Annotated in this window: 14 protein-coding genes and 1 other RNA gene; 10 read left to right on the top strand and 5 right to left on the bottom strand. The window is 58.9% G+C overall.

Annotation, left to right across the window (positions count from 1 at the left end):
* Nucleotides 1-13: 13 nt before the first annotated feature.
* Complete coding sequence (locus ABXR19_RS00830; protein ID WP_354599172.1) at nt 14-436, bottom strand: universal stress protein; 423 nt, start codon at nt 434-436, stop codon at nt 14-16.
* A 463-nt stretch (nt 437-899) separates the two neighbouring features.
* Entirely contained in the window at nt 900-3,227 is a 2,328-nt protein-coding gene (locus ABXR19_RS00835) for a Tex family protein (protein ID WP_354599173.1), read from the bottom strand.
* A 535-nt stretch (nt 3,228-3,762) separates the two neighbouring features.
* On the opposite strand from ABXR19_RS00835, the gene ABXR19_RS00840 reads away from it, so the two are divergent.
* From ABXR19_RS00840 to ssrA, 5 genes are all read left to right on the top strand, one after another.
* Nucleotides 3,763-4,494, top strand: coding sequence for a FadR/GntR family transcriptional regulator (locus ABXR19_RS00840; RefSeq protein ID WP_354599174.1), 732 nt, complete (start codon nt 3,763-3,765; stop codon nt 4,492-4,494).
* 219 nt (nt 4,495-4,713) lie between these two features.
* Nucleotides 4,714-5,685, top strand: a complete 972-nt coding sequence (locus tag ABXR19_RS00845) for a TRAP transporter substrate-binding protein (protein WP_354599175.1) — start codon at nt 4,714-4,716, stop codon at nt 5,683-5,685.
* A gap of 68 nt (nt 5,686-5,753) precedes the next feature.
* Nucleotides 5,754-6,293 (top strand): TRAP transporter small permease, encoded by a 540-nt coding sequence (locus ABXR19_RS00850; RefSeq protein WP_354599176.1) that lies wholly within the window; start codon nt 5,754-5,756, stop codon nt 6,291-6,293.
* A gap of 12 nt (nt 6,294-6,305) precedes the next feature.
* Nucleotides 6,306-7,880 carry a TRAP transporter large permease subunit gene (locus ABXR19_RS00855; RefSeq protein ID WP_354599177.1) on the top strand — a complete coding sequence of 525 codons (1,575 nt, stop codon included), beginning with the start codon at nt 6,306-6,308 and terminating at the stop codon, nt 7,878-7,880.
* A 109-nt stretch (nt 7,881-7,989) separates the two neighbouring features.
* Nucleotides 7,990-8,354: a transfer-messenger RNA gene (gene ssrA / locus ABXR19_RS00860) on the top strand.
* Between the two features lie 388 nt (nt 8,355-8,742).
* Here ssrA and ABXR19_RS00865 read toward each other — a convergent pair.
* Together ABXR19_RS00865 and ABXR19_RS00870 are read right to left on the bottom strand one after the other, a co-directional pair.
* Nucleotides 8,743-9,165, bottom strand: a complete 423-nt coding sequence (locus tag ABXR19_RS00865; RefSeq protein WP_354599178.1) for a carboxypeptidase-like regulatory domain-containing protein — start codon at nt 9,163-9,165, stop codon at nt 8,743-8,745.
* Between the two features lie 369 nt (nt 9,166-9,534).
* Nucleotides 9,535-10,710: an acetylornithine transaminase gene (locus tag ABXR19_RS00870; RefSeq protein ID WP_354599179.1), complete on the bottom strand. Its 1,176-nt coding sequence runs from the start codon at nt 10,708-10,710 to the stop codon at nt 9,535-9,537.
* A gap of 498 nt (nt 10,711-11,208) precedes the next feature.
* On the opposite strand from ABXR19_RS00870, the gene ABXR19_RS00875 reads away from it, so the two are divergent.
* Nucleotides 11,209-13,080: a glycoside hydrolase family 64 protein gene (locus ABXR19_RS00875; RefSeq protein WP_354599180.1), complete on the top strand. Its 1,872-nt coding sequence runs from the start codon at nt 11,209-11,211 to the stop codon at nt 13,078-13,080.
* A gap of 83 nt (nt 13,081-13,163) precedes the next feature.
* Here ABXR19_RS00875 and ABXR19_RS00880 read toward each other — a convergent pair whose 3' ends face one another.
* A complete protein-coding gene (locus tag ABXR19_RS00880; RefSeq protein ID WP_354599181.1) occupies nt 13,164-14,258 on the bottom strand; it encodes a glycerophosphodiester phosphodiesterase in 1,095 nt (364 codons plus the stop codon).
* A 184-nt stretch (nt 14,259-14,442) separates the two neighbouring features.
* On the opposite strand from ABXR19_RS00880, the gene ABXR19_RS00885 reads away from it, so the two are divergent.
* From ABXR19_RS00885 to ABXR19_RS00900, 4 genes are all read left to right on the top strand, one after another.
* On the top strand, nt 14,443-15,831 hold the full coding sequence (locus ABXR19_RS00885; protein WP_354599182.1) for an esterase-like activity of phytase family protein: 1,389 nt from the start codon (nt 14,443-14,445) through the stop codon (nt 15,829-15,831).
* 204 nt (nt 15,832-16,035) lie between these two features.
* The gene (locus tag ABXR19_RS00890) at nt 16,036-17,205 is read left to right on the top strand and encodes a hypothetical protein (RefSeq protein WP_354599183.1); all 1,170 of its coding nucleotides are present in this window, start codon (nt 16,036-16,038) and stop codon (nt 17,203-17,205) included.
* A 465-nt stretch (nt 17,206-17,670) separates the two neighbouring features.
* Nucleotides 17,671-18,219: a PEP-CTERM sorting domain-containing protein gene (locus ABXR19_RS00895; RefSeq protein WP_354599184.1), complete on the top strand. Its 549-nt coding sequence runs from the start codon at nt 17,671-17,673 to the stop codon at nt 18,217-18,219.
* A gap of 179 nt (nt 18,220-18,398) precedes the next feature.
* Nucleotides 18,399-19,121, top strand: coding sequence for a PEP-CTERM sorting domain-containing protein (locus ABXR19_RS00900; RefSeq protein WP_354599185.1), 723 nt, complete (start codon nt 18,399-18,401; stop codon nt 19,119-19,121).
* The last annotated feature ends 140 nt before the right edge of the window (nt 19,122-19,261 follow it).

Below are 19,261 nucleotides of genomic sequence, written 5' to 3' on the forward strand. Positions count from 1 at the left end.
TGACAGCCCGGCACTATTTCACGCACACCACCGGGCAATTGGCCAAGTGCAGCACCTTGCGAGTGACGGAGCCGAGCGCAATTCCGGCAAAAGCGCCGAGCCCGCGCGAGCCGATCACGATGGCATCGCACGCAAGGCGGTCTGCTTCAATCACGATGGTCTGAGCCACGTCGCCCTCACGGAAATGGGCCTGCGCACTCAGTCCGGCATCCTTGAGCAAGGCTTGAGCCGATTGCTGAACGGCATGACAGTGAGCCTTGAGGTGCGCCTTGATCACCTCGGGCTCCATGCCGTGGGTCTGCCAGGCTTCAGGCTTGGGCTCGACAGTGAGCAAATGAATTTCGAGCGCGCCATGATCGCGACAGAAATTGATGGCAAAGCGAACGGCATTATGGGATTGTTCCGAACCGTCAACGGCGAGCAGGATCTTGCGCATGATGGCCTCCGTGCAGGATGAAAACCTCTGCTTTCAGCATAGACCGGAGGCCATCATGCGGAAGATATTCAGCGCAGCCTGATTCACCCGGGCGCAAGCGCAGCATTGCTCGCGAGTATTCGCGAACAATGCCAGGCGCGCTGCTTCAACCTAGAAACCGTAGTTGGACGCGCCCGAGTGGGCCGTGATGCGGTGCGTTGGCAAGGCGCGCCGACGCAGCGGGCCTTTGCCCGCAAGGAGAAGCAACGCCGCCAACGTGCGGCAGCGTGGCTCAATCGGGTGTGTAGCGTTCTCACCCCAATGGTGAGGGTTGTCGTGTGGACGAAGCTGAGTGCTCATGCGGACTTGCCAGCGAATAGAAGCGGTCAACTGCGGTTTCTAGGTTCAACGCTTGTGAATTATTCCAAACGGCGTGCCCCGCCTTTCGGAGCGGCTTCAGCTCAGGCCTGCCACCGCAAACGGCTCAACGTTTCGCCCTGGCAAGCGCCGCCGCGAAAGCATTGTTGGCCGGCGCCTTTTCAGCTGCCCGGGGAGCCGCAGCTGGCTTGCCTCTTGGAGCATTGCCTCGCGAATCCGCGTCCGTATTGGGTTTGCGGACGGCCTCGTCGGACAAGCGCATCGTCAGCGCGATGCGTTTGCGCGCCAGATCGATCTCGACCACCTTCACCTTGACGATGTCGCCGGCCTTGACGACTTCGGCCGGGTCTTTGATGAAGCGGTTGGCAATTGCGGAGACATGGACCAGGCCATCCTGATGCACGCCGATATCCACGAAAGCGCCAAAATTGGTGACGTTGGTCACCACGCCTTCAAGCAGCATGCCGGGCTCCAGATCCTTGATTGCCTCGACGCCTTCGCGGAAGGACGCGGTCTTGAACTCGGGCCGCGGATCACGACCGGGCTTGTCCAGCTCCAGCAGGATGTCCTGCACGGTCGGCAAGCCGAAACGCTCGTCGGTGTATTTCTTCGCATCCAGATTCTTCAGCGTGGCTGAATCACCGATCAGCTCGCGTGCTTTCTTCTGCACGTCGGCCAGAATCTTCTCGACCACCGGATAGGCTTCCGGGTGAACGGAGGAGCGATCCAGCGGATTGCTGCCATCGTTCACACGCAGGAAACCCGCGCACTGCTCGAAAGTCTTGTCGCCCAGACGCGGCACTTTCTTCAGCGCCGCCCGACTGGCAAAGGCACCGTTGGCATCGCGGTGCGCCACGATGTTCTGCGCCAGCGTGGTGTTGAGGCCCGAAATGCGCGTGAGCAACGCGACCGAGGCGGTATTCACATCCACGCCCACGGCGTTCACGCAATCCTCGACCACCGCATCCAGCGATTTGGCGAGCTTGCTCTGGTTCAGATCGTGCTGGTACTGACCAACGCCGATGGCTTTCGGCTCGATCTTCACCAATTCAGCCAGCGGGTCCTGCAGGCGACGGGCAATGGATACCGCGCCGCGCAGGCTCACGTCCAGCTCCGGGAATTCCTTGGCGGCAAGCTCGGAGGCCGAGTACACCGAGGCTCCGGCTTCGGACACAACAATGCTCGTCACCTTCGCTGGCGCGGTGCGCTTGATCACCTCGCCCGCCAGCTTGTCGGTCTCGCGACTGGCCGTGCCGTTACCGATGGCGATGAGTTGCACGCCATGTTTCTCGACCAGCTTGGCGAGCGCGTGCAGCGAGCCATCCCAATCCTTGCGCGGCTCGTGCGGGTAGATCGTGGCGGTGTCGAGCAGTTTGCCGGTGGCATCCACCACGGCCACTTTCACGCCGGTACGGATGCCGGGGTCCAGACCCATGGTCACGCGCGGGCCAGCCGGCGCAGCGAGCAGCAAGGCCTTCAGATTCTGGGCGAAGACGCGGATCGCCTCTTCCTCGGCGCGTTCGCGCAGCTTGCCCATCAGGTCCAGATCCATCGACAGCGCTAGCTTCACGCTCCAGGTCCAGCGCGCCGTGTCGACCAGCCACTTGTCTGCGGCGCGGCCCTGATCACGAATGCCCGCGGCGACCAGAATCTTGCGCTCGCAAGGATTGGGTTCCGGGCTGCGCGTGCCGTCTTCGGGATCGGTGTCCAGCGCCAGTTTGACGCGCAGGAATTCTTCGTTACGCCCGCGGAACAGCGCCAGCGCACGGTGCGAGGGGATGTTGCCGAGCTTTTCGCTGTACTTGAAATAGTCGCGAAACTTGGCCGCTTCCTGATCGTTTTCCTTGCCCTCGGCAACTTCGACGCGGACCACGCCATGTTCGCTGACGTATTCACGCAAGCTGCCAACCAGCGCGGCGTTCTCGGCGAAGCGCTCCATCAGGATCTGACGCGCACCGTCCAGCACGGCCTTGGCGTCGGCAAAACCGGCGTCGGCATTCAAATAGGCTGCGGCCGCGTCTTCCGGTTTCAGCGTCGGATCGGTGAGCAGCGCATCGGCCAGCGGCTCGATGCCGGCTTCGCGGGCGATCTGCGCTTTGGTGCGGCGCTTCTGCTTGTAAGGCAGATACAAGTCTTCGAGGCGCTGCTTGGCCTCGGCGTGTTCGATGTCATGGCGCAGTTGCGGCGTCAGCTTGCCCTGCTCTTCGATGCTGGCCAGCACCGCCGCGCGGCGATCCTCCAGCTCACGCAGATAGCCCAGACGCTCTTCCAGATTGCGCAGCTGCGTATCGTCCAGACCCTCGGTAACTTCCTTGCGGTAGCGCGCGATGAAGGGCACGGTGGCGCCGCCATCGAGCAATTCAATGGCGGCAATGATCTGACGGGGCTGGGCGCCGAGTTCGGCGGCAAGACGGTGAGCAATGGAAGGCAGCATATTGGGGACTGGGGACTGGGGACTGGGGACTGGGGACTGGGGCGGGACTATGCCCAAGCCGAGGGACCACGGCAAGGACTATTGATTCGGCCCAACTTCGGTTTGAAACGTAGGTGCGACTTCAGTCGCACGCCGCGCGTGAATGGCCGACTGAAGTCGGCCCTACATCCATGCACTTGCAACTGGTTACGGGCCGAATCAATCGGCCTCCAAATAACGACAAACCTTGAGGCGCTGAATGCACACGAACCCAGACACTGCCTGAAGAGCCGCTCTGGGCGGTCTTCTACAAGGCACATGCCTGAAGACGCAAGCCCGGAGCGGCTCTTCAGCCCACCAACTCACAAAAACCCTGCTTGCCACAGAAAAGCTGTCATACAAATACGGGTAAGCCCTAGTCAAAAACCTTCGGGTTAACCCGTGCAAATTCGTTATAGATCAAATGCTTGGCCTATTTTTTTAGAATCACAAAGAATGGCCTTACAACTTCCCCAAGATGTAAGGCAGAATGCGCCCACTTTCAGGAGGTATTCACATGGCTGACACCCAGCCGGACAAAAAATTGAAAGCCGCAGCAGGCAATCGGGTCGATACCGTCTACGCGGGAATCATCGAATCCATGTCCAGCGGCCTCTATCCGGAAAGTGCTCGCCTGCCCACTGAAACCGAACTGGCGCAGAACTATGGCGTGTCGCGCCCGACCGTACGTGAAGCCCTCTCGCGTTTGCGTCTGGATGGGCTGATCGCCTCGCGCCGCGGATCGGGCAGCTATGTGCTGCGCCGACCGGATCGCAATATCAAACGCTTCGCCCCTATTGAAAGCATTGCCGACGTGCAGCGTTGCTTTGCCTTCCGGATTGCCCTGGAATCGGCCAGCGCTGGCATGGCCGCTGACCTGCGCAGCACACGCGACATGGAAGAAATTCATGCGGCCTTCGAGGCCATGGAGCTGACTCGCAAGGCCGACGACAACATCGGCTTCGTCGAACACGATTTGCAGTTCCACCTGATGGTCGCCCGCGCCTCGCAGAATGTATTTTTTGTCACCGCTCTGGAAATGATCATCGAGCAGATGCGCGTAGGCATGCGCCTGGCCTTGAATCTGTCGCTGGAACGCGAACGGGTATGGCGCGAATTGGTACAGATCGAACACCGCGAAATCATGACCGCTATTCAGAAAGGCTCCTCCGTAGACGCGGCTGAAGCCATGCGCTTTCATCTGGGCAACGCCCGGCGGCGTTTGTTTGAAGGACCGAGCCAGAAATAATCAGTATCTGTTGCTTCAACACAACAGCACAGCAAACACCGAAGGGCATGGCACCCGGACCGCCATGCCTGCAGTGGTATCGTCCTCAAGGATTCAACTGGCAAAGTAAAGGGTTTCTTCTTATTGTTACTCTGTCGGAACGAGTCTGTAATTTGAGGTTGTACGGCTCAGGCCGGACGTTTTTTGTTTTTGTTTTTTTGTCACTCTCTAGGAGACACAATGATGCGTGCTTCAAAGCTGGCAGTACTCCTGGCTACGGCGGTCTTCGCCGTAGCCCCCGTAGCAGCCCTTGAACTGAAAGCGGCTGACGTTCACCCGGAAGGCTACCCGAACGTAGTCGCCATGCAGAGTCTGGGCAAGAAGCTGGATGCCGCCACCAAAGGCCGCCTCACGCTGAAGATGTTCCCGGGCGCCGTACTGGGCGACGAAAAATCGATGATCGAGCAAACCCAGGCTGGCGGTATCGACATCCTGCGCACCTCGCTCGGCCCGCTGGGTCCGGTTGTGCCTGAAGTGAACGTGTTCAACATGCCTTTCGTGTTCCGCAGCGAAGCGCACATGCGTGCAGTGGTCGACGGCCCGATCGGTGAAGAAATTCTCACCAAGATCACCAACAGCTCGGCCAATCTGGTCGCACTGGGCTGGATGGACGGCGGCACCCGCAACCTTTACACCAAGAAAGCTGTGCGCAAGCCTGCTGACCTGGCTGGCCAGAAGGTTCGCATGATGGGTAACCCGCTCTTCGTCGACACCATGAACGCCATGGGCGGCTCGGGCATCTCGATGGGTTTTGGCGAGCTGTATAGCGCCATGCAAACCGGCGTGGTCGATGGTGCTGAAAACAACGTTCCGTCCTATGTGACGGGCAACCACTTCACCGTCGCCAAGGTTTATAGCCTGACGGGCCACCTGATCATCCCCGAAATCTTCGTGTTCTCGAAGGCCAAGTGGGCCAAGCTGTCCGCCGAAGATCAAACCCTGATCAAGAAGCTGGCCCGCGAAGCCCAGATGGAACAGCGTCAACTGTGGGACAAACGCGTCACCATGGACACTGCCCGCATGAAGGCTTCTGGCGTCACCATCGTGGCTGACGTCGACAAGGACGCATTCTTCAAGGCTACCCAGCCGGTGCGTGACAAATATGGTTCTGCTTACGCCGACCTGATCAAACGCATCCAGGCCGTCAAGTAAAACAGCAGGAAGGAACTGGCGGGTCTCCCCTGATCCGCCAGTTTTTTTGTAGTTCTCAGGAGCAAGAAATGAAAGAAACATACTGTTCAGCAATGGACAAGGTCTATTGGCTGTGCATCTGGATTGCCGGCCTCGCCATGGTAGTCATGACCATCGTGATCCCGATCCAGGTTGTCGCCCGCAAGTTTTTCGATTCTGGCCTGTCCTGGCCGGAACCTGCATCACTGATCTGCATGATTGTCTTCACCTTCATCGGTGCCGCCGCCGCCTATCGCGCGGGCAGCCACATTGCCGTCACCATGATGACGGATCGCCTGTCGCCCAAAGGCAAAGTCATTGCTGCACGCATTGTCGACATCCTGATGGCGCTGGTTGCACTGTTCATCATCTGGTACGGCGCCGACCGCGTGCTGTTCTTCATGGGTACAGGCCAAAGCCTGCCGGACTTCCCCTCCGTGCGCGTAAGCTGGACTTACCTGCCGCTGCCGCTGGGTTCGCTGGCCACATTGCTGTTCATCATTGAAGCCATCCTGTTTGGCTCGCAGCATAATCGCCCGATCGTCATGATCGGCAATCATGGTGGCGACACCGAAGAAGAGCACAAGTAAGGAACCGCGATCATGGATGCTTTCGTAATAATGGGTACTTTTTTCCTGCTGCTGGCTGTTGGCCTGCCGGTAGCCTACACATTGGGGATGACAGCCCTGGTGGGTGCGATTTATTTCACCGGAGACATGAGTTTTCTGACTACCGTCATGCTCAAGATGGGTGACGGCGTCAACAAGTTCTCCTTGCTGGCCATCCCCTTCTTCGTGCTGGCCGGCGCCATCATGGCCGAAGGCGGCATCGCCACGCGCCTGATCAACTTCGCCTCGATCTTCGTCGGCTTCATCCGCGGCGGCCTGTCACTGGTGAATATTCTGGCCTCGACTTTCTTCGGTGCCATTTCCGGCTCATCGGTGGCAGATACCGCCTCGATCGGCTCGGTCATGATTCCGCAGATGGAAAAGCACGGCTACCCGCGTGACTATGCGGCAGCCGTAACGGCCTCGGGTTCGGTGCAAGCCATCCTGATTCCGCCCAGCCACAACGCCGTGATCTACTCGCTGGCCGCTGGTGGCAGCATCTCGATTGGCGCCCTGTTCCTGGCTGGCGTCGTACCTGGCCTGGTGCTGTGCATCACACTGATGAGCATGTGCATCTACTTCGCGGTGAAGCGCGACTACCCCAAGGGTGAAGTCATTCCGGTCAAGGAAGCCATCCGCATCATGGTGGATGCCCTGCCCGGCCTGTTCACCGTGGTCATCATCCTCGGCGGCATCCTCTCCGGCTGGTATACCGCCACCGAGTCAGCTGCCATTGCCTGCGTCTGGGCCTTTTCCGTCACCATGTTCTACTACCGTGACTACAAATGGCATCAGCTGCCGACGCTGGTTCATCGCACGGTCAAAACAGTGACCATCGTGATGATCCTGATCGGCTTCGCAGCGGCCTTTGGTCACATCCTGACCATGCTGTCACTGCCGACGCAGATCTCGGGCTTCTTTACCGGTTTGTCAGACAACCCCATCCTGATTCTGCTGGCGATCAACGTCCTGTTGCTGATCCTCGGCACCCTGATGGATATGGCCCCGCTGATCCTGATCCTGACCCCGATCCTGCTTCCCGTCGTCACCCAGCTGGGCGTACACCCGGTGCACTTCGGCATGATCATGATGGTCAACCTCGGTATCGGCCTGATTACCCCGCCCGTAGGCTCGGTCCTTTTCGTCGCCAGTGCAGTGTCAGGCCAGAAAATGGAGCAGGTCACCAAGGCCATGATTCCCTTCTTTGGCGCGCTATTCGCAGTACTGATGATCGTGACCTATGTGCCGCAAGTATCCCTCTGGCTGCCCACCGTCGCAGGCGAACTGAACGCACCGCCTTCACTGGAGGACGACGTTGCCAAAACCACCAAAGGCCAGGCCGTCAAGATCGAAGCACTGAAGAACGACACCGACAAGGAAAAGAACGGGATCATGATCGAATCGGTCACCGTTACCGAAGGCAAGGGCGAAGCCAGTGTCGACGAAAACGGGGTCGTAACTTTCACACCGGCAGCGGACTTCACCGGCAAAGCGATCGTCACATACAAGGCGACAGACTTTGTTGGCGGCAGCGAAAAAGCCGAGATCGAGATCACCGTAGCACCTTGATCGAGTACGACCGCTTCACAAACAAAAACCCGGGCAAGCCCGGGTTTTTGTTTGCCTGAGCTATAATGGGATTGCTTCATCGGCAGTCGTTTCTGCCGGTATCGAGACTGGGGGCGACCTGGCTTCGACGTGGGTCAAGAAGCGAAGTGGTGCATACCGAGGACCAGTCACCTCGTAAATCCATCTGGAAAGTTCTACTCGCAAACGACGAGCAATTCGCTTTAGCCGCTTAAGGCTTTAGCCACTGCACTGATTTGTCTCTGGGTCAGGTAAGGTAAAACTTGCAGCAGTGTCATTCACAGAGGCTCGTGCTGTCTCGGGTTACTTGAGACGGAGCTAAAATCAAGGTGACTCGCCCTGTGTCGGCCTGCTGATCGGCAGAGCACAGGGTTAAACAAAAATTGACCAGCTAAGTATGTAGATCCATTCGTGGAAGTCTTGCGGACGGGGGTTCGATTCCCCCCGCCTCCACCATTAAGTGTTCCAAAGCAGTGCAACGAAGGCCAGCAAACCCTGAGAAATCAAGGATTCTGGCCTTTTTTGCGTCCATAGCAGGCCGAGAAGGGCTATTGCAATCCGGGGGCAAAATTTGGGAACACTAGCTATCCAGTCACACAAGTTGCCCCCAAATGACGATCACTGACCTGCAGAACCGCACAGCCAAGCCCACAGACAAGACCCAGCGCCTGTTTGACGGAGGCGGCCTGTATCTGGAAATAGCCCCAGTGGGGGCAAGTGGTGGCGCCTCAAGTACCGTTTTGGGGGCAAGGAGAAGCGCATCTCGCTTGGCGTCCATCCTGACGTGAGCAGCAAGGACGCCCGCCCAGCCACACTCACTCGCCAGCGGCCAGGAACGGCAGCATCATGTGCCCCATTCAATCAGGATTTTTTGATGGCTGCCGGCGCGAACATCCACCTGACGCAGCTTGGTTTGTCCATCTTTGCTCGCTTCGAGCCGATAATTTCCCGGAGGCAACTTGACCAGCAGGAAGGGACCGTTCGAGACGGTATCGAGCAGCGTTTTGCCATTGTGATCGGCAAGAAGCACTTTAACGTCTGAGGTATACCCACTGGTCGATGCGGTTTTAACCACGAATTCAAGCGTCAGCGGGTAGTCTTTTTCAGCCGCCTTCATGGCCGTTGATTCGTCCAGTCCGATGCCGCCTGAGACAAACGTCACGGCGCCCCTTGTCGTGGGCGCCGGCAAATTTGCGGGAAGCTCAGCGGCAAGTGCCAGATGAGTGATCAATACGCCTGACAACACCAACAGAATATTTCTGTGCATGACCATGCTCCTTGATGATTGATCCGATATCGATGAAACCGGAAGGTCGCGATATCCTAGTTCAGAACCCATTCGTCCTCTGTACGACAGCGAACGGATTCGGATTCGGATTCGAACACAAGGGAACTTCGAATAGACGTTTTCGCCGACCACGTCCCCCTTCTTTCGGATTAGCTGAACCCTTGATCGCTATTGGCGGAGAACGCGGAACTTAAAGACTCTGAACTGCAAAGTGGATGCCGAATGCGTGCAGCCAGGCGGAAGTTGGGTGCCGCTCCAGCCGGAGCGAATCAAGGAGCCCAGCAGCCGCCACTCTCCAGCCACCCTGCCCGCACAGCCTTATCCAGCGCGGCTGTGCGGGCAGGTCGCTCACAGAACTTCTGCCAAAACCCTCCCCAGCAGCGCCAGCCCTTCCTCGATCTCGGCCGGGCTGCTGTTCAGTGCGGGCATGAAGCGCAGCAGATTCGGGCGCGGCGCGTTCAGCAGCAGCCCGGCTTCGCGTGCCCGCGTGACGATTTCCGGTGCGACATCGCTGCCCAGCACCAGCGCCCACAGCATGCCGCTGCCGCGCACTTCGCCGAGGCAGAATTGCGTGCTGAGGGCGCGCAGACCCGTGGCCAGTTTTTCGCCCATCGCCTTGGCGTGATCGAGAAAACCCGGTGCGCCGATGGTCTGCATCACGGCGAGACCGGCCGCGCACATCAACGGGTTGCCGCAGTAGGTGCCGCCCTGATCGCCGTATTCGAAACAACAGACGGCTTCGCGCGCCAGCAGGGCTGACAGCGGCACGCCGCCGCCGATGCCTTTGCCCAAGGTCATGATGTCCGGCGCGATGCCGTAGGCGCTGTGCGCAAACAGCGGGCCGCTGCGGCCGCAGCCGGTCTGCACTTCGTCCACGATCAGCAGCAGGCCGAGTTCGTCGCACAGGGCGCGCAGGCCTTGCATGAATTCGGGTGTCGCCGGAATTACACCAGCTTCACCCTGTACCGGTTCCAGCATCACCGCCACGGTCTGCGACCCTATCAGGGCGCGCACGGAGGCCAGATCGTTGTAGATCGCCTTGGCAAAACCCGGCATCGCCGGCGCGAACAAAGTATCCCATCCGGGTTTTCCGGTCGCCGCCATGGTCGCCAGGGTGCGGCCGTGAAAGCCGTTGCTGAAGGTGATGATCTCGTGAGCGCCGCCCTTGTGCAGCTGGCCCCACTTGCGCGCCAGCTTGATCGCGCCTTCGTTCGCCTCGGCACCGGAACTGGCGAAGAAGACCTGATCGAAGCCGGAATGCGCCACCAGCCAGGCGGCCAGATCCAGCGCGGGCTGGTTGTAGAAAGCCGGGCCGGGATTGATCAGCACGCCGGCCTGCTGCGCCAGCGCCGCCGCAATCACGGCCGGGGCATGGCCCAGCGCATTCACGGCCCAGCCCTGTACCCAATCCAGATAACTGCGGCCGGCTTCGTCGAACAGGCGCGCACCAGCTCCGCGCACAAAGATTTGCTGCGGGCGGGGCGTGATCGGCATCAGGGCATGGGGCAGGACGGATGGATTCATGGTGTTCTCCAGAAACGACAGACGAAAAAAAGCGGGCCACGGTGTTAGCCGTGGCCCGCTGGGGGAAAGCTGCTGCAGGGAATCGCGAGGCTAGATCAGCATCGCCAAATTCCGCAGCCCGCCCTCATGCTCGCGCGCCACAGCCTGCCCGGTCGGCGGGCAGCGGTTTGGCGTCGGAACAAGGAGGATGAGGTGCTGTGCATGGACGAATAATGCTGCGGCGGTGCAGCATGGTCAAGTGGGGCACGCTGCCAACGCGGATTCGTCCACATCCACGAAGGGACACAAACCGCCCAGCTCGGTCACGCAGACCCATGCGAAAAAATCAAGCGCGCAAGCCCACTCATCACCTTGCCGCCCGTTTTACATATGTTCGAGAGGCTCAGCCGCACATATGCACCACTCATCACATACGGCTTGTTCCACTATTTTCCGACCAATATATTGCCACGCACGTGGAGGCCTCTCGGTTTCCTGAAAAATATTGGGAGTGGGGTAATGGCACAGTCTGTCAGGCGCGTATTTGTACTGATTTTTATATGGCTTAGCAGTATGGTCTGCGGTGCGCAGGCGGCAGACTTCAGCGCGGGGACGGACTATGCCAATGGCGCTGCCACGCTATGGTTCAAATCGCAGCTCAATACGACTTGGGTAGATGCTCATTACTCTTTGTCCGGCGGCTCACAGCAGAATTTGCGTATGACCTGGAGCGGCGAGCGCAGACGTTTTGAGTATCGCTTCGCTGCCAAGCCTGGCCAGTCGCTGAGTTACTGGTTCACCTATAACAACGGATCACTTGCGTATGACTCAGCGCGCAGCAATACCGTAATCAGCGAACCACCCTCTGTCGTCACAAATGGTGACTTCACAACGGGAACGGAACTGAGTGGTGGCCGCGCCACGCTGTGGTTCGCATCACGCGTGAATACGAGTTGGGTAGATGTACATTTCAGCCTGGCGAGCGGTGCGCAGCAGAACGTGCGCATGAGCTGGAACGCCACGCGCAGCCGCTTCGAGTGGAGCTTTGCTGCACAAGCTGGGCAAACGCTCAGCTACTGGTTTACCTACAACAATGGTACGCCGGCAATCAACTCAGCCAGCACCTCAATCTTATTGGGTAGTAGTGCGGGTAGCAGCTCCAGCAGCTCGTCGGGTGGGTCGAGTAGCTCCAGCAGTTCTAGCAGCTCCTCCAGCAGCTCCAGTAGCTCAAGCAGCAGTTCTTCCAGCAGTGGCGGCACAGGCGATATCCCGATCGGCTCGCGCGCAATGACGATCCAGATCAAGAACGGCACGCGTGGCAATTTTCCAGATACTCAGCTCTATTGGGCGATCATCGGCTTGAAACCGGATACCAAGGTGATGTCATACATCGCCAAGGATGGAAGTGTCGTGCCCGTGTCGGATGCGGACAACAATGGCGCCAATCACCTGAGCAAAGGCGGCGTGAATTACGCCAATTATTTCCACACGGTGGCAGAGGCTTCCTGGGTGTCCATTCCTCCGCTGGAGGGTGCCCGCCTGTTCATGAGCGTCGGCTCGCCAATGTATATCCGCATCGTGCGCGGCGCGGATGGGCGGATGGGATTTGCGGGGGCCAACCTTGGCAACCCGCAAGACCCCAATCAGGATGTGTATTTCGACTTCGCCGAGTTCACGCTACTGGCGAACGGCTTCTGGGGAAACACGACTCGTGTTGATCAATTCGGCTTTCCGCTGACTGCCCGTCTGGTCGGCCGGGATGGCGTTGATAAAACGGTAGGAGAGACTGAAACACGCGCGGGGCTATTCTCGGCCTTTCAGCGTGAAGTGCCCGATGCATTCAAAGGCTTGCTCAAGCAGCCCTACAGAATCGTTGCCCCCGGCAAGGGGACGATGGCGACCGGGGCTCCGTACGCGAACTATTTGGACAGCTACATAAACGAGGTGTGGGACTACTACCGGAACAATGATCTGCGCTTCTCCTTCACCGACGGCACGATGTCCAGCTTTGTTGGCCGCGTAAGTGGAGACACCTTCGTGTTCAGTAAAAACAACGGCGCTGAATACGCCTATATCCGCGGCAAGCCCTCAACGCTGAACGTACTGGAAGGTTCCGGCCCACTGGCCTCCGGTGCGCGGCTCGACCTCGTTGTACAGGCGCAAATCTGCGCTGCGTTGAACCGCCATCTCGTGAAGACGGTGGCGGGTGAACAATGGAGCAATGCCAGCACTTATTACGCCAGCGCTCCAGCAAACTACTATGCCAAGTTCTGGCATCAGCACAGCATCGACGGGCTGGCCTACGGCTTCGCCTACGATGATGTGCGCGACAAGAGCACGCTGTTATATTCCTCGAAACCGCAGGCGCTGGTGATCACTCTGGGCTGGTGATCTGTGCATGCGCCCATCTGAGATGGCGCACCTTGTCGCAAGCAAGAGCCGACCTGCGGGTCGGCTCTTGTATGAGCAGCCGTCTATTTTTTACGCCGGAACTGGTTGACGGCCTCGCGCGCAGCGGCGGGATCGTCACTAAAAATGCCGTCCACGCCCGCCTGCAGATAGGTCAGAATTTCTGCCACAAGATTGCCGCGTGCGGTGATTGACGCCGCATCGCCCTGACGTAGTTCGACAGGCAGGAAGGTGTTTTCCGGGCGCAACGTCCAGATGTGAATACCCAGGCCAGCGGCATGTGCATCGGCGACAAACGTCGTCGCCTGACCCATATGATTGTCTGCCGTACGTGGAATGATGATTTCCTTGTAGGGGCCTACCGCGTCAGCGTAAGTGGCAATCTCGCGCAAACCAGCAGCACTGGTCATATCGGCATAGCCGCGCTTGTCACCGGCCACGATGAAGTCATACGGTACATTCTGCGGCACGCCATTCGCTGCCGGCTTGTTGAGCGGATTGTTGAGCAACTGCACCAGTGGCAGATCCGTCATCGTGCGCAGCATTTTCAGATTGGCCACCTCGAAACTCTGGATGAACACCGGCGCGCCCTTGCCGTGGAATCCGGCGTCGTGCAGAGCCTTGACCAGCGGCTCCTCCAGCGGCATGCCGATGCCGCGGAAATAGCTGGGGTGCTTGGTTTCCGGATAGATCGCAATGCGTCGACCCGTCTTCTGCTCACTGATTTTTACCAGGGCGATGATCTCCTGCAATGTCGGCACTTCGTAGCGATCATCGTGTTTGGCATTCTCCGGGCGATTTGCGGGAATCCGCTCGCGTGCCCGCAGCGTCTTGATTTCGGCCAGCGTGAAGTCCTCGGAAAACCAACCCGTCATCGGCACGCCATCAATCAGCTTGGTTGCCTTGCGCGCCGCAAATTTGGGATGCGCCGACACGTCGGTAGTGCCACCAATTTCGTTTTCGTGACGGGCGACCAACGCACCATCGCGCGTTCTCACCAGATCGGGCTCCACCACATCTGCGCCCATGTCGATGGCAAGTTGATACGCCGCCAGAGTGTGCTCGGGACGATAGGCACTGGCACCACGATGGGCAATCACCATGGGCTGATCATCAGCAGTACGGCCGACACGCACCGACTGACTTGAGCATGCGGACAAGATAAGACTGCAGGCAAGCAGCCCAAACATTTTCGTACTCATGAATCAACCCCCGGTTTATCGTGTGAAGAAAGCAGGACGAGTCTAGGATCTCAGCATGACAAGTTTGCTACGGTCGAATGATTGGCTGTCACACCGATGTAACAAGCCCGCGCAAGACTCGTCGGTCAATGTGGAGAAATCAATGCGTACACCCCTGTTTATCGCCCTGCCCGCTCTCGGTCTGCTTGCCGCCTGCGCGGTCAATCCGGATCGCCTTGACGCACCTCAGGGCAAGGCCTTCGAGCGCATCGTTACCAACGCCCCGGGCGTCGCCAGCATCGAGCATTACGAGGTGCTCCTGCCGGCCCGCGAACATCTGCGCTATGGCAACCAGTTTTCGGGCGGATTTGGCGCTTACCTGCCCTATGCGCCGGGCTCCGGCCTCAGCTATCGCAGCACCGAGGCCGATGGCAGGCTGCTGTTCTGGGGGCTGGGTGATCGTGGCCCGAATGGCGATTCGCCCAAAGTCGAGATCAAGGGCAAGGCGCAGGCCAGCAAGGTCTTCCTCACGCCGGACTTCGTACCGCGGATTGCCGAAATCCGCCTCACACCGGGCCAGCACGCGCGCGTCACGCGCACGATCCCGCTCAGCTACGACGGGCTCAGCGCCTCGGGCCTGCCACTCGCGCCGGGCAATACCGGCGCCACCGGCGAAGTCGCCCTGGATGATCGCCTTCAGCCGCTGGCCTACAGCCCGCGCGGAATCGACCCGGAAGCCATCGCCACGGATCGCGCCGGCAATTTCTGGCTCGCCGACGAATATGGCCCCTTCATCGTCAAGACCACCCCGCGTGGCCAGGTTCTGCTTCAGTACGCGCCGGGCAAAGGCCTGCCGGAAATCCTCGCTGCGCGCCAGCCCAATCGCGGTTTCGAAGGTCTGGCCATCACGCCTGCGGGCAAGATTTACGCCGCCGTGCAATCCACCCTGGATGTCGATGGCAAGACGAAAAATCTCGCCCGCTTCATCCGCATTGTGGAACTCGACCCGGTCAGCGGCGCCACGCGCCAGTTCGCCTATCCGCTTGATCTGGACGACTACAAACGCGCCGGCGATGTGAAACTGGGCGATCTGGTCGCCATCGACGATAGCCACTTCGCCCTGATCGACCAGGGCGAAGGCAAGCGCGGCACGCGCAATGTGATTTACGTCATCGACATTGCCGGGGCTGACGACATCAGCGCCCGCCTGAGCGCCAGCGGAAAAGCGCTGGAATACGCCAGCGCCGCTGAACTGGCGAGCCTCAAGTTCATCCGCAAACAGCGCGTGCTGGATCTGCGCGAATTGGGCTGGAAGCCTGAAAAGGCTGAAGGTCTGGCGCTGATTCCCGGCGGCTTTGCCGTCATCAACGACAACGACTTCGGTTTGAAGAGTGAGATCAGCGGCGATAAAGGCGCAGACATGGGCGCCTACGCCGTGCGTGACGGCCAGCTCAACCATCAGGGCCGCTACAGCCTCAAGCCCAGCCAGGAAGCCACCCAGCTGTGGCTGATCCGCCTGAACAAGCCGCTGCAGAACTGGTTTTCACGCTGAAAACACCGTTCTGAAGAGCCGCACGCAGACTGGCTCTTCAGGCAGGCATGCTGGAGAGGTAGGCTGAGTGCGGCGCTTCAGGCAGATCAGCCTGAAGTCCCTCCCCGCCCATCCGGCGGCGCATGGCCACGCCCGCCAGAGAAAACTTGACCCACCCGCAACAGCTCGCGCAACGTGACACATCTCACGAATTTTGAGTCTGCCATGCGAACACGTCTGCTTGTCCCTGCCCTCCTGAGTTCAATCCTGCTGGCCTGCGGTGGCAGTGGCGGAGGCGGTTCGTCCAGTCCGGCGAGCAGCAGTTCTTCGTCGTTAAGCAGCAGCTCTTCATCCAGTAGCGGCTCGGGCAGCTCCTCAAGCAGCAGCTCCGGCGGTGGCGACAGCTTCCCGGCGGCCGGCAATCCGGATGGCAACTGCAGCGTGCCGGCTGAGGCCGCCGCCGAAAGCGTGACCAGCCCCACAACCGTGATCGGTAACGGCACTCCCGCCAGTTGCACTTCTGCCGCCGTGGTCGCGGGGGTCGCCAAGGGCGGCGTCATTACCTTCAATTGCGGCGCGAATCCGCTGACCATCACGCTCGCCGCGACGGCCAAGATCGTGAACAACACCGGGCCGAAGATCGTCATCGACGGCGGCGGCAAGATCACCCTGAGCGGCGGTGGCACGCGGCGCATCCTGTACATGAACACCTGTGATCCCGCGCAGGTTTGGACGACTTCGCATTGCGACAATCAGGATCACCCGCAACTGACCGTGCAGAACCTGACTTTCATCAGCGGCAATGCCAGCGGCGCCAGCCCGGAAGGCAGCGGCGGCGCCATCTACGCCCAGGGCGGACGGCTCAAGATCGTCAATAGCCGCTTCTTCAGCAACAGCTGCGACGCGACCGGACCGGATGTGGGCGGCGCTGCGGTGCGCGCCTTCCAGCAGTCCAACGGCCTGCCGCTTTACGTAACCGGCAGCACCTTCGGCGGGCGCAGCGATCTGGGCAATGTGTGCTCGAACGGCGGCGGCCTGTCGGCTATCGGCGTGTCCTTCAACGTGCGCAACAGCCTGTTCAGCTACAACAACGCGGTCGGCAGCGGAGCCAACCCGGCACGCGCAGGCACGCCCGGTGGCGGCAGCGGCGGCGCCATTTACACGGATGGCAACACCTTCAATCTGAGTCTGTGCGGCACGAAGATCCACAACAACCACGCCAACGAAGGCGGCGGCGCGATTTTCTTCGTCAGCAATGATTTGACCGGAACGCTGGCGATCACGGATTCGGCGCTGAGCAGCAATGTGAGCCAGCGTTTCGAGACCAGCGGCTATCCCGGCATCTTCTACCTGGGCAGTGGCTCGCCGCAGACCAGCAATTCAACGTTGCAATAGACCCACCTGCAGAGCCGCATCTGGCGGACTTCTGCAGCATGGCATCGGCTTTAGGCTTGCTGGTACTGGATCTACAAGAGGCATACCCGAAGAAGTCCGCCCGGAGGGGCGCTGCGGGCAAGTGATGCATATTCGCTCACGGCACACGCATACCTCTTGGCGCCATACAGGCGGGGACACATATGCCCACCTGAAAGCCGACACACAGTCGCTCGATACCAGAAAACCTCTCGAATTACTCTGATCCGATGGAAACAGAAGGGCCTACAGGCTCGTAAAAACACCTTTTTAAATGCGGTCAAATAAACAGAATAAATAACAAAAAGAGCCTACGTTATTCACTTCTGTGACTTTATACACAGCAAAAATAATAGCTGCATGAGATGATCAAGACGCATGCTAAAAGCATTCACGGCACTCCTAGATGCCTTTTAAAACAAAACACATCCAACAGGGCTAATTGACATGAAAAACGTCTTTCTTGCGCTCATCCTCGCTGCGACTGCATTTACAGCAAATGCGCAACAAAACCTTGTCGTCAACGGCGACTTCGAGACAGGCAACTTCACCGGCTGGACAAAATCAGGCAACACCAGCCTTTCCGATGTCATTGCGAACTCGGTCACTTCAAACAGCACCTATGTTTGGCGTTCCGGCGCAACTGGCTCACTGAACTACATCAGCCAGAATCTGGCCACCACCGTCGGTGGTCTGTACACCCTGTCATTCGATGTATTCAACTCAGCCACGAGCAATCAAACTTTCGAGGCATGGTTCGATGGTGCACTGGTTTACAGCTTCAGCAATGAAGTGCAAAACTGGACGAACCACGGATTTGCCAATCTGGTTGCGACTGGGCTTTCTACAGAATTGAAATTTGGTGTGCGGAACGACCCCAGCTTCACGCGCCTGGACAACATCGGCGTCACCGCCGTTCCGGAGCCCGGCACCTACGCCATGCTGCTGGCAGGCCTTGGGATTCTGGGCTTAAGCCTCAAACGCCGCGCCAGCTGATCGATCAACACCCAAGAGCAATTCCAAGGCGGACCACTCAACTGTTCCGCTTTTTTAATGCCCGTGATTTTGTGTTTATCCATGCACAAAATTTCGCTCTTGGCTCAAAGGATTTGTCGATTTTTACCGCATCACCCCTTCAGATATAACTGAAGGCTCACTCAACAGAGAGAAACGTCATGAAAAAAATACGTGCATTGAGTGTTGTAATTGCTTTGTCCAGCGTCAGCATTTCCGCTCAGGCCATCGAAATCTACAACAACGGCCCAGTCGTGGACGGCGAAAAACTTTCCATTACTGATGGCAGTTCTTGGGGCTGGGGTGCCCAGACAAACTCAAACAATCGCATCGGCGAAGACTTCAGCATCACGGCCGGAGAAATCTGGAACATTGAAAGCATCAACTTTTTTGCTTATCAAACCGGCAGCACTAGTTTCACTTTCCAGACAGCCAACTGGAGCATCATCAGCGGCGACATCAACAGCGGAACGATTGTCGCCTCAGGCATTACCAGCGTGACCGACAACGAACTGGTGGGCTATCGCGTCACAACGACAACGACAACAAACACCCAGCGCGGCATCTATAGCATCGCTGCTGACGTCAGTGATTTTTCCCTTTCTACAGGCAATTACTGGCTGACCTGGAGCCTTGCCGGTTCGCTCTCATCAGGCCCATGGGTGCCCGGCATTGCCAACAATCCGGCTGGCGGCAATGCGGTACAAAGCATCCTTGGGGCTGCGTTTGCCCCCCTCACCCAAACCGGTTCAGAAACCAGCGTCACCCTGCCCTTCGCACTAAACGGCACAGTGAGTGCTGTGCCCGAACCCACCAGCCTTTCGCTGATGCTGGGAGGCTTGGCACTGCTGGGCGGGGCCAGTCGCCGCCGTTCGGCAGTCTGAAGTGCCAGAAAGAGCGTTTCTACTTGCACCATCAAGCCTGACGCCACGCTGAACAGAAAGGCCGCAGAAATAGCTTCTGCGCCCTTTTCACTGCAGCGAACATGCCTGCCCACAGAGCTACGCCCAGCGGGTTTCTTCAA

This window comes from Uliginosibacterium flavum, from assembly GCF_040566545.1.
GTDB lineage: Bacteria > Pseudomonadota > Gammaproteobacteria > Burkholderiales > Rhodocyclaceae > Uliginosibacterium > Uliginosibacterium flavum.

Bases quoted from the DNA above. Each gene is read 5' to 3' on its own strand.
- ABXR19_RS00895 (WP_354599184.1), top strand. From the start codon at position 17,671: ATGAAAAACGTCTTTCTTGCGCTCATCCTCGCTGCGACTGCATTTACA.
- ABXR19_RS00875 (WP_354599180.1), top strand. From the start codon at position 11,209: ATGGCACAGTCTGTCAGGCGCGTATTTGTACTGATTTTTATATGGCTT.
- ABXR19_RS00885 (WP_354599182.1), top strand. From the start codon at position 14,443: ATGCGTACACCCCTGTTTATCGCCCTGCCCGCTCTCGGTCTGCTTGCC.
- ABXR19_RS00900 (WP_354599185.1), top strand. From the start codon at position 18,399: ATGAAAAAAATACGTGCATTGAGTGTTGTAATTGCTTTGTCCAGCGTC.
- ABXR19_RS00830 (WP_354599172.1), bottom strand. From the start codon at position 436: ATGCGCAAGATCCTGCTCGCCGTTGACGGTTCGGAACAATCCCATAAT.
- ABXR19_RS00865 (WP_354599178.1), bottom strand. From the start codon at position 9,165: ATGCACAGAAATATTCTGTTGGTGTTGTCAGGCGTATTGATCACTCAT.
- ABXR19_RS00840 (WP_354599174.1), top strand. From the start codon at position 3,763: ATGGCTGACACCCAGCCGGACAAAAAATTGAAAGCCGCAGCAGGCAAT.
- ABXR19_RS00890 (WP_354599183.1), top strand. From the start codon at position 16,036: ATGCGAACACGTCTGCTTGTCCCTGCCCTCCTGAGTTCAATCCTGCTG.
- ABXR19_RS00835 (WP_354599173.1), bottom strand. From the start codon at position 3,227: ATGCTGCCTTCCATTGCTCACCGTCTTGCCGCCGAACTCGGCGCCCAG.
- ABXR19_RS00845 (WP_354599175.1), top strand. From the start codon at position 4,714: ATGATGCGTGCTTCAAAGCTGGCAGTACTCCTGGCTACGGCGGTCTTC.
- ABXR19_RS00850 (WP_354599176.1), top strand. From the start codon at position 5,754: ATGAAAGAAACATACTGTTCAGCAATGGACAAGGTCTATTGGCTGTGC.
- ABXR19_RS00870 (WP_354599179.1), bottom strand. From the start codon at position 10,710: ATGAATCCATCCGTCCTGCCCCATGCCCTGATGCCGATCACGCCCCGC.
- ABXR19_RS00855 (WP_354599177.1), top strand. From the start codon at position 6,306: ATGGATGCTTTCGTAATAATGGGTACTTTTTTCCTGCTGCTGGCTGTT.